Below are 9,885 nucleotides of genomic sequence, written 5' to 3' on the forward strand. Positions count from 1 at the left end.
AAGGATGGTTACCTAAAAAGTAAAGTAAATTTTATGTCAGTTTTTAATAATTGGAAATTATTATAGAAAAAGAAGACCCCATGATAACAAGTGATAAATGAAAATGTGCAAAATCATATAAAATAAAATAATCACTACCGTGAATTTATAAAATATAGATATATTTGCAACGTTTAAATTTTAAAGAAAATAATCCTAATTCTCAAATATAATCCAACAAAATGGATAACAAAAACAGAAAAGAAATTAATATTAAAGAACTCATTAGTCCGTATTTAAATAATTGGAAATATTTCGTAGGAATGGTTTTTCTTATGGGAATATTGGCATTTTTTTATATAAAATCTAAAGCCCCAATTTATAAAGTTCAAACTTCGGTTTTAATTAAAGATGCTAAAAAAATGTCTGCAGCATCAGGAGATATGGGTATTCTTCAAAGTTTAGGTGGTATCGGCGGAATGGGAACCAACAGTATTGAAAATGAAGTAGGTGTTTTTCAAGCCAAAAGCATTGTGGAAGACGTTTTAAAAGATTTTAATTTTCAAACTCCTTTATACGCAAAACAAACATTTAGTAATCTGGAACTTTATGGTTCTACAAGTCCTTATGTAATTCATGTAATTCAAGAAAAAAAGGATGAAGATTTACCTAAAAAACCAATTTTTATAAAAACCAAAGGTGATGAAGTTATATTATCATCTGAAGAGTGGAAAAAAGATATAAAAACATTTTTTAATAAAACCACAAGTCTTCCTTTTGCGATGATAATGATTAGTAAAAACCCGACTTTTAAAGCTCCTAAAAAAGTAGAAATGTCGGAACTATTTTTTTATTATAGCGATTTTGAAAGTACTGTTGATGATTTTCAAAAAGCTTTAGTGGTAGATTTATTAGATAAAGATGGTACTATTATTAGTCTTTCTGTAGATTTTGAAAATAAAGAAAAAGGAAAAGAATTTCTTAATGGTTTAGTAAGACAATATAATGATTATGCTATTAATGATAAAAATATTGAGTCTAAAAGAACTAAAGATTTTATTGATAGAAGAATTACATTAATCTCGAAAGAATTAGGAGATGTAGAAACTCAAAAAGCTGGATTTAAATCTAGCAATAATATTGTTGATTTACCTTCGGAAGCTAGAATTAATCTTCAGTTGAAAGAACAAAGCAAAGCTCAGGTATTGGAAATAGGAACTCAGTTGGAGCTGTATAAAATTCTTCAGAGTTCTCTTAATAAAAAAGGAAATGGAGATGTTTTACCTCTTAATATTGGCTTAGAAAGTGATGCTGCGGGGAAAGCAATTCAGGAATATAACGCACTTGTTTTACAAAGAAATAAGTATCTGGAAAGTGCCACACCAGACAACCCGTTGGTGAAAGAAGCCAATAAACAGATTACAGAGATGAAGTCTTCATTGTCGGAATCTTTACAAAGAAATGTGACTTCTTTAGAATTGGCAAGAAGAAAAGTAGAAACCCAATTGGGCAGTTCAGAAAATGTGATTGGCAAAATACCTACTCAGGAAAAATTGTTCAGAAGTATCGAAAGACAGCAGCAGATAAAAGAAAGTCTGTATTTACTGCTTTTACAGAAAAGGGAAGAGGCGGCAATAAGTATGGAAATTACCGCAGAAAAAGCGAGAGTAATAGACAGAGCATTTGTATTTAAAAAACCAGTTGCTCCTAGAAAGATGGTTATTTTGGGAGGATTTCTTTTAGCAGGTTTAGTTATTCCTCTTGGATTTATTTATTTAAAAGGTCTTCTGCAAAGTACCATTATTAAAAGAGGAGATATTTTAAACCTTACAAAACTGCCAGTTATTTCTGAAATTCCTAGGCTGAAGAATACTGAAAACGTACTTGTATCTTTTAACGATGTTTCTCCTATGGCGGAAGCATTCAGGATATTCGTTACGAATTTGAAATTTTTGTTGCCAAAGAAAGAAGATGCTCAAACTATCATGATTACTTCTTCGGTAAAAGGAGAAGGAAAAACATTTATTTCTACCAATTTATCAATTATTCTAGCATCTTCGCGAAATAAAGTATTGGTGATAGGTGCAGATGTTAGAAATCCACAGCTACAGCGTTATAATCCTTCAATGAAGTCTGCGAAAGGTTTGGCAGAGTTTTTAAGTGGAGATATTACCGGTCTTAATGAAATAATTAACCCAAGTGGTTATAATGAAAATTGCGACTTTATCTATTCCGGAGCTATACCTCCCAATCCTACAGATTTGTTGCAAAATGGTAAGTTAGATGATTTATTAGCGATGATTAAAGAGCAAAATAAATACAAATATATTGTATTGGATACGGCTCCTCTTTTATTGGTTACAGATTCTTTCCTTATTGCAGATAAGTGTGATGCCATTGTGTATGTTACAAGATCTGAAGTTACCGAAAAAAGCTATATAGAATTTTTAAATCATGCCATACAAGATAATAAACTAAAAAATGTGGGAATTGTTCTCAACGGTGTGAAAGAATCTAATTTCGGGTACGGAAATAAGTTTGGATATGGCTATAATGCTGAAGAGAAAAAATGGTGGCAAAAACTGATATAAGAATCACTATATGAATTTCATAGGATTTGACGGAAGATATTTCCTTGAAAAATTAATTATTCATAAATATTTGTATGGCAAGTATTAAGAAGAATTTTTTGTATAGTAGTATTTTGACTGTTTCAAATTACATATTTCCTCTAGTTGTCTTTCCTCATATATCAAGAGTTTTAGGAGTTACAAATATTGGGATGTGCAACTTTGTTGATGGAATAATCAATTATTTCATATTAGTATCCATGTTGGGGACTTCAATCATAGGCATAAGGGAAATAGCACAGGTAAAATCAGATTCTCAGAAAACCGCTGAAGTTTTTTCAACACTTTTTGTCTTTAATGCGATAACTACTTTTATAGCTTTGTTGGTTTTGGTAATATCAATATATACAGTTCCTCAATTATATGAGAATAAAGAATTGATGTTGATTGGAGTTATAAAAGTATTATCTAACTTTTTACTCATTGAATGGTTTTATACTGGTCTTGAAAAATTTAAATTTATAACAAACAGAACAATAGTAATAAAACTTCTATATGTACTGTGTATTTTTTTATTTGTGAGAGAGAGAGAAGATTCTACAATCTATTATTTTCTTACTACAATTATGATTACCATAAATGCACTCATGAATTGTTGGTTTGCAAAATCTTTTTTTAAAATTAATTTTAAAAAAATTAATTTTAAGTATTTTTTTAAGCCTACATTCGTATTAGGTATTTATGCAGTTCTAACGTCAATGTATGTTTCATTTAATGTAGTCTTTTTGGGATTTAGTTCAGATAATACGGAAGTAGGATATTATACCACAGCAGCAAAAATATATACCATATTATTGGCACTTTATACAGCTTTTACCAATGTTATGATGCCTAGGATGAGCTTTCTTTTAGGTACTGGAAATATGACTGAATTCAAAAAAATGATTGGGAAATCTCAAGATATTTTGTTTGGATTTACAATTCCTATAAGTGTGTTAGCAGTCATATTTGCCCCAGAGATTATTTATCTTATTGCAGGAAAAGGATATGAAGGTGCAATCATCCCCCTGAGAATAATTATGCCTTTAGTAATTATTATTGGGTATGAGCAAATTTTGGTTCTTTTAATACTTACATCATTAAAAAAAGATAAAGCGATTTTTATCAATTCTATTTTTGGGGCAGTGGTAGGTATTTCTCTTAATTTTTTATTGGTACCGGTTTTTAAAAGTATAGGTTCATCTTTAGTGTGGTTTGTAAGCGAATGTGTAGTTTTGGTATCTAGTCAATATTTTGTAAATAAATTCATTGCTGTTAATTTCCCATATAGAAAATTTCTTGTAAATATACTGTGGGCAATTCCAGGAGTAGTACTGCTATTACTCATTAAAAATTATTTTCATTTTCATGCACTTATACTGGTTTTTATTGCTGGAGCAACTACAGTTATCTACTTTCTTATTGTACAGTTATATTTTATTAAAAATGAAATGTTTCTTTTGTATTTTACTAGACTATTAAATTTTTTAAAGTTAAAAAACAATTAGAATTTAAATTATTACTGATGAAGTTTAGTGTTGCGATTCCGGCCTACAAAAAAAAATTTCTATACTCTTGTATAGATAGTATTCTTAACCAGGATTTTACTGATTTTGAATTGATTATTGTAAATGATAATTCTCCGGAAGATTTAGAAGAAATTGTAAAGCAGTTTGATGATAAGCGTATAAAATATTTCAAAAACAAAATAAATTGCGGTTCTGAAAACGTTGTAGATAATTGGAATATATGTCTTTCTTATGCTTCGGGAGATTATTTTATCTTAATGGGAGATGATGATGAGATGATGCCTAATTATTTATCTGTCTTTTATAAGCTTATTGAAAAATTTCCAAATCAAAACGTATATCACTGTAGGTCTTTCATTATAAATGAAAAATCGAATATTCTGAGGCTTACTCCGTCATGGCCAGAATGGGAATCTGTATATGAAAATATATGGCATAGGATGAATAAACTAAGGGATCAATATATTTCAGACTTTGTTTACAAAAGAGAGTTTCTGAAAAAAAACGGCAACTTTTATAAACTTCCATTAGCATGGGCATCTGATGATATCACTTCTTTTCAAGCAGCATTCAATAATGGCATTGTTCATACTCAGCAACCTGTATTTCGCTATAGAGAATCAAGTATTACTATTTCTAATTCAGGATGTGCAGAATTGAAGTTAGAAGCAATTAATGGTGAAGAAATCTGGTATGATGATTTTTTAATGAAATTTTCACCAACGAATACCATAGAAAAGTATTTTTATGAATCTATAAAAAATGATAAACCAAAATATTTTCTTAATAAAAGAATAGAAACAATAGCATATAATGGGATACGAGAAAAATATTTTTTAAAAGATTTTTTGTATTTCGCACAAAAAAGAAAACTGTTTAAGTTGAATTTACAACACGTTATGTATGCCTTAATCTTAGCATTTAAAAAAAAACAGAGCAAAAAAATGTAACTTATGGAGCCTACTTTTAGCTATATTTATTCAATCCCATATATTATTCTTTTTTTTATGTTTTTTATTCTTTTCTTATGGGAGAATAAATTAAGAAATAAAGGAAGTGATATTAAAATCATCAGATATTTAGCGATGATAATTTTTTTTATTTTCTTTGGATTTAGAGGGTATTTAGATACAGATTGGGCTGTATATTTTCCACTCTATGAAATGGCTCCAACCATCGATGATACCAACGGAATTGCAAAATTTTTCTCTGGCATCCATGAAGATATTTTATTGAAAATTGAACCAGGTTTTAAAGTCATTTTAGTCTTGTTAAAAAGTATCAATGAAGATTATTTAACACTCCAGATTTTCTCTTCATTTGTAAACGTTCTTTTTCTTAATTATTTTTTCAAGAAGTACTCTCCTCAGTATGTTTTAAGTTTTATTATGTACTTGATTTTTTCGGGATTAATTATAGAAATCAATTTGTTACGAAACTCCAAGGCTATATTTCTTTTTATCTATTCTCTTCAATTTATCAAAGAAAGAAATGCTGTGAAATTTTTTATATGCAATGGCATCGGGATTTTATTTCATTCATCAGCCATTTTCTTTTTCCCTATGTATTTCTTTTTGCATAAAAAAATTCCAATGCCTTTTGTTTGGGGTGTATTTTTATTGGGGAATTTTCTGTTTTTGGGACAGATTAAATACATAAGCCCCATTGTAATTGCTGTAGGAGATTTTTTTGGTGGTGTATACTCCTTAATGGCAGAAGGCTATTCTAACGATAAGTTATTCAACAGTAGTTATAGTATTTCTGTTGGTTATCTAGAAAAGGTATTCACTTTTATCATTTTATATCAATTCTATAAAAAAATTGGTGAAAAGATAAAGGACGACAATACACTTAATATCTTTTATAATTCATTTTTTCTTTACGCCGTCAGTTATTTCTTTTTGTCAGAATATTCTGTTTTTATAGACAGAATCACAACCTTGTTTGTTTTTTCCTATTGGATATTGTATGCTTATCTATATGCAGTGTTAAAACAGGAGCTTAAGGCTGTGTTTACGGTAGTGTTATTGTTTTTTGGGATTTACAAAATGGTATATTTAAATAATAATATATTAAGGAATTACGAAAATATTTTGTGGGATAAGCCAACTATTACCAAAGCGTATTTCAATTTTAATAAGAATTATGACAAATTTTTTAACCCTAAAAAGAAATAATAAACATGAAAATTGCTTTCTTATCTATCTTTGCTTTAGATGCCAATATGTCTCTTATCCATGCGTTGAGAAAAAAAAATGATGTTTATTTTTTCACAGAAGCTTTGTATGAAATAAATAATTTTCTTGATAAAAAAAAATTAACGAAGACCATCTCCAAAGGAACAGAAGTTGATCAACTGAAACGTTTCCAGGATTTTATCGATCTTGATAAAACGTTTGTAATCAAAGGAACTCGGAACTCCAATGTTATCAAAAAACTCTATATATCTTACCAAATCCATCAATACCTAAAAGAAATCAATCCGGATGTTATCATCATTGATAATAGTATGCTCACTTATTTTGTTTCTACATTAACCTTCAGAAAAAAAATGTTGCTGTTAGTACATGATCCTTTTTTACATTCTGGAGAAGATTTTTTCATAGACAGATATTTGAGGAAAATACATTTTAGCTTGATTCAACAAAAAATGCTTTTAAATGAAAATCAAAAAAATGAATTTATATCGTATTATAACTATAATCCAAAAGACATCCATACGTCTTTTCTGAGTGTGTACGATTTTCTGAATTATTTCAAAACGAATGAATCTGTTGATTCTGGAAATTTTAACATTTTGTTTTTTGGTCGGATATCTCCATATAAAGGAATCAAATTTTTGCTGGATGCTTTTGTAGGTATTCTTTCAACCAAAAAATATACAGATATTACTTTGACAATCGCAGGTAGTGGTGATTTTGATTTTGATATAGAACCGTATAAAAAGTATCCTGAAATTAAAATTATTAATGAATTTATAATTCCAGAAAATCTTGCCAATCTTATTTTCAAATCTTCTGTAGTCGTTTGCCCATATATTGATGCGACACAAAGTGGGGTGGTGATGTCTGCCTATGCTTTCAAAAAACCTGTCATTGCAACCAATGTCGGGGGATTGCCAGAAATGGTTAAAGATCAATTGACTGGGATTATCATTGAACCCAAAAATTCAGAAGCAATCAGGAATGCCATACTGGAATTGTATAATAACAGTGATTTATTAGAAACAATGTCTCAGAATATTGAAAAATTATATTTTTCAGGAGAAAAAAGCTGGGCAAGTTCCGCTAATCGTTTTATAGAGGCATTTGAAAACATAAAATAATTACCTAAAAACATTCTAAATTTATGAAAAACCCTCTAATAACGGTTATTATACCGGTTTATAAAGTCGAACAATATTTAGAAAAATGTTTGGATAGCGTAATCAATCAAGACTATCCGTATTTGGAAATTATTTTAGTAGATGATGGATCTCCGGACTCCAGCGGAAAAATCTGCGATGAGTACGCTAAAAATGACAAAAGAATTATAGTAATACATAAATTAAATGGTGGATTGTCTGATGCCAGAAACGTAGCAATAGATTTGGCATTAGGAGAATATATTACATTTGTTGACAGTGATGATTTTATTGAAGAAGACTATATTAGTACACTTTTAAATTTAGCCCAAAAACACGACGTAGACATTACGGTTTCACCGTTTCTTTATTTCAAACAAAGAAATGAAATAAAAAAAAACAATACAATAACTAAAGAAAATGTTTATACAAGAGAAGAGGCTTTAAAAACGATGTTTTATCAGGCTGATTTTGATACCAATGCAACATCTAAATTATTTAAAAAAGAATTGTTTGAGGATGTTATTTTTCCAAAAAACTTATTTTATGAAGATTTGGCAACAACTTACAAATTAATATCAAAAAGTAAGAAAATAGCATTTATTAATAAAGAAAATTATAATTATCTCTTAAGGGATGATAGTATAGAAGGATCTCCTTTTAGCAAAAAAAAATATGAAAGCCTCTTGAAGATCATTGAAGAATTGGAAATTTATAAACTACAAAATCTTGAATTTTCAAAAGCTATTGATTGCCGTATTTTAAATTTTCTGTTTCATCTCTTATTTGAAACAGAAAAAAATAGTGATTATGAAAATACGATTTTTAATATGATAAAAAAATATAGATTAAAAGTTTTAAAAGATTTTAATGCTCGAAAAAAAACAACAATTTCAATTCTTTTGTCATTTTTTGGGATTTCGGTTTTAAGATTTTTTTATACCTACGGCAAATCAAGATATTAAATCACTTGATTATGAAAAAATAGTCTTTTGATGGATTTCTTCCTGTAAATAATTTAGAATTTTTGGATGAAAATATTTAAAGACTAAATGCCTAATTTAATTAAATTTTAAAAAAATGATTTTAGCACATTTGAATAAAAAACTTTTTTTGTTTATTGTCTTTTTTTTTATGTTTGTTTTTGTCAAAAGTCAAAGAATCAAAGACTCGGTAAAAGTAGAAGTTGATTTTAGCCAAAAAATTGGAAATGTAAACTCTATGTCTGGGTTTTTACATTACGATAATATTAGACTTCTTGAAAAAAACATAAAAGAACTCAGACCAAAATATTGGCGTATTGGTATTGGCTGGTCTCACAAATCTCCAGATGACATACCATATCTAAGAAGTTTTGGGATAACTCCTATCTTGGTAATCTCGGATTTGTATGGCTATCCTGGGAAAAAAAATAATAAATTATGGCCACATCCATTAGAAGGAGATAAATTCAAAGCCATAATAACTACAGAATATCAGAAATTCAAAAATACAGTAATTTATGATATTTGGAATGAGCCTTTTCACCAAGCAGGGTTTGGCGATTTTGACAAAAAAGAATTTTATCAGATATTTAAAAAAGGACATGATATCATAAGATCTCTTCCCGGCGGAGATAAAGCAATGATTACGGGGCCATCTCTTGATAATTACAACGAAAAAGAAATGGAAGATTTTCTTAATTTTTGTAACTCAAATAGCGTAAGGGTAGATGTGTTGAGCTGGCATGAGTTTCGTGATAAGGAATACCTAAAAGATTTCATTAAAGATGTAAAAAAATTAAGAACAACAATTCTTCCAAAATATCCAAAAGTAGGTGTTAAAAAAATTATTTTGACAGAAATACTTAACCAATATGTCATGTTTTCGGCATCAGAAGTTTTACAAAATTTTAAATATTTTGAAAATAATGGTATAGATGGCACTTGCAAAAGTTGTTGGGCAGAAAGCGATGGTGTTTTTAATTGTAATAATTCTATGAATGGATTGCTAGATAAAAACAGGAATCCCAGATCCATATATTGGGCTTATAAAATTTATAATCAAAGTTTAAAAAACAGGGTAAAAGAAACGAATAATTACGATCAATTTGCCGTATTTGCCTCTTATGATCAAAAAGGTGGATATGTAATTGTGGCAAACAATAGCGGTAATAAAGTAATCAATACAAAAGTTAATCTTAAAAATTTACAAGTAGTTTTTGGAAAAATAAAATATCTGGATTTGAATATTTATGAGATTCCAAATATTGGTGAAGCGCCTTTGGGAAATATGATTTTTAATAAAAAACAAAAAATTGAAATAAGCAATAATTCTTCAGAAATTGTGATGCCATCAATGAACCCCAAATCAGTATATTATCTGTCAATTCCAAAATAATTGAAGAAATTAATTTCTGTGTATTTTTCCAAATTTAGAAGAATAC

General features: G+C 28.6%; 7 protein-coding genes. All 7 read left to right on the forward strand.

Annotation, left to right across the window (positions count from 1 at the left end; genetic code table 11):
* Window positions 1-221: 221 nt before the first annotated feature.
* The 7 genes from AB671_RS12180 to AB671_RS12210 all read left to right on the forward strand — a co-directional run bounded on the left by AB671_RS12180 (window position 222) and on the right by AB671_RS12210 (window position 9,839).
* Window positions 222-2,570 carry a GumC family protein gene (locus tag AB671_RS12180; protein WP_066677531.1) on the forward strand — a complete coding sequence of 783 codons (2,349 nt, stop codon included), beginning with the start codon at window positions 222-224 and terminating at the stop codon, window positions 2,568-2,570.
* Between the two features lie 74 nt (window positions 2,571-2,644).
* Window positions 2,645-4,096, forward strand: coding sequence for an oligosaccharide flippase family protein (locus AB671_RS12185; RefSeq protein ID WP_066677532.1), 1,452 nt, complete (start codon window positions 2,645-2,647; stop codon window positions 4,094-4,096).
* Window positions 4,097-4,113: 17 nt separating this feature from the next.
* Window positions 4,114-5,067 carry a glycosyltransferase family 2 protein gene (locus AB671_RS12190; RefSeq protein WP_066764789.1) on the forward strand — a complete coding sequence of 318 codons (954 nt, stop codon included), beginning with the start codon at window positions 4,114-4,116 and terminating at the stop codon, window positions 5,065-5,067.
* Between the two features lie 3 nt (window positions 5,068-5,070).
* A complete protein-coding gene (locus tag AB671_RS12195) occupies window positions 5,071-6,294 on the forward strand; it encodes an EpsG family protein (RefSeq protein ID WP_066764797.1) in 1,224 nt (407 codons plus the stop codon).
* Between the two features lie 5 nt (window positions 6,295-6,299).
* Window positions 6,300-7,442 (forward strand): glycosyltransferase family 4 protein, encoded by a 1,143-nt coding sequence (locus AB671_RS12200; protein ID WP_066680922.1) that lies wholly within the window; start codon window positions 6,300-6,302, stop codon window positions 7,440-7,442.
* Window positions 7,443-7,465: 23 nt separating this feature from the next.
* A complete protein-coding gene (locus AB671_RS12205; RefSeq protein WP_066680924.1) occupies window positions 7,466-8,425 on the forward strand; it encodes a glycosyltransferase family 2 protein in 960 nt (319 codons plus the stop codon).
* Between the two features lie 169 nt (window positions 8,426-8,594).
* On the forward strand, window positions 8,595-9,839 hold the full coding sequence (locus tag AB671_RS12210; RefSeq protein ID WP_185114126.1) for a GH39 family glycosyl hydrolase: 1,245 nt from the start codon (window positions 8,595-8,597) through the stop codon (window positions 9,837-9,839).
* The last annotated feature ends 46 nt before the right edge of the window (window positions 9,840-9,885 follow it).

Origin of the sequence: Chryseobacterium sp. BGARF1, assembly GCF_001677955.1 — a bacterium.
Lineage (GTDB): Bacteria > Bacteroidota > Bacteroidia > Flavobacteriales > Weeksellaceae > Chryseobacterium.

What these genes read in the sequence shown, in the direction of transcription:
- AB671_RS12180 (WP_066677531.1), top strand. Translation starts at nt 222, where the DNA reads ATGGATAACAAAAACAGAAAAGAAATTAATATTAAAGAACTCATTAGT.
- AB671_RS12185 (WP_066677532.1), top strand. Translation starts at nt 2,645, where the DNA reads ATGGCAAGTATTAAGAAGAATTTTTTGTATAGTAGTATTTTGACTGTT.
- AB671_RS12190 (WP_066764789.1), top strand. Translation starts at nt 4,114, where the DNA reads ATGAAGTTTAGTGTTGCGATTCCGGCCTACAAAAAAAAATTTCTATAC.
- AB671_RS12195 (WP_066764797.1), top strand. Translation starts at nt 5,071, where the DNA reads ATGGAGCCTACTTTTAGCTATATTTATTCAATCCCATATATTATTCTT.
- AB671_RS12200 (WP_066680922.1), top strand. Translation starts at nt 6,300, where the DNA reads ATGAAAATTGCTTTCTTATCTATCTTTGCTTTAGATGCCAATATGTCT.
- AB671_RS12205 (WP_066680924.1), top strand. Translation starts at nt 7,466, where the DNA reads ATGAAAAACCCTCTAATAACGGTTATTATACCGGTTTATAAAGTCGAA.
- AB671_RS12210 (WP_185114126.1), top strand. Translation starts at nt 8,595, where the DNA reads ATGTTTGTTTTTGTCAAAAGTCAAAGAATCAAAGACTCGGTAAAAGTA.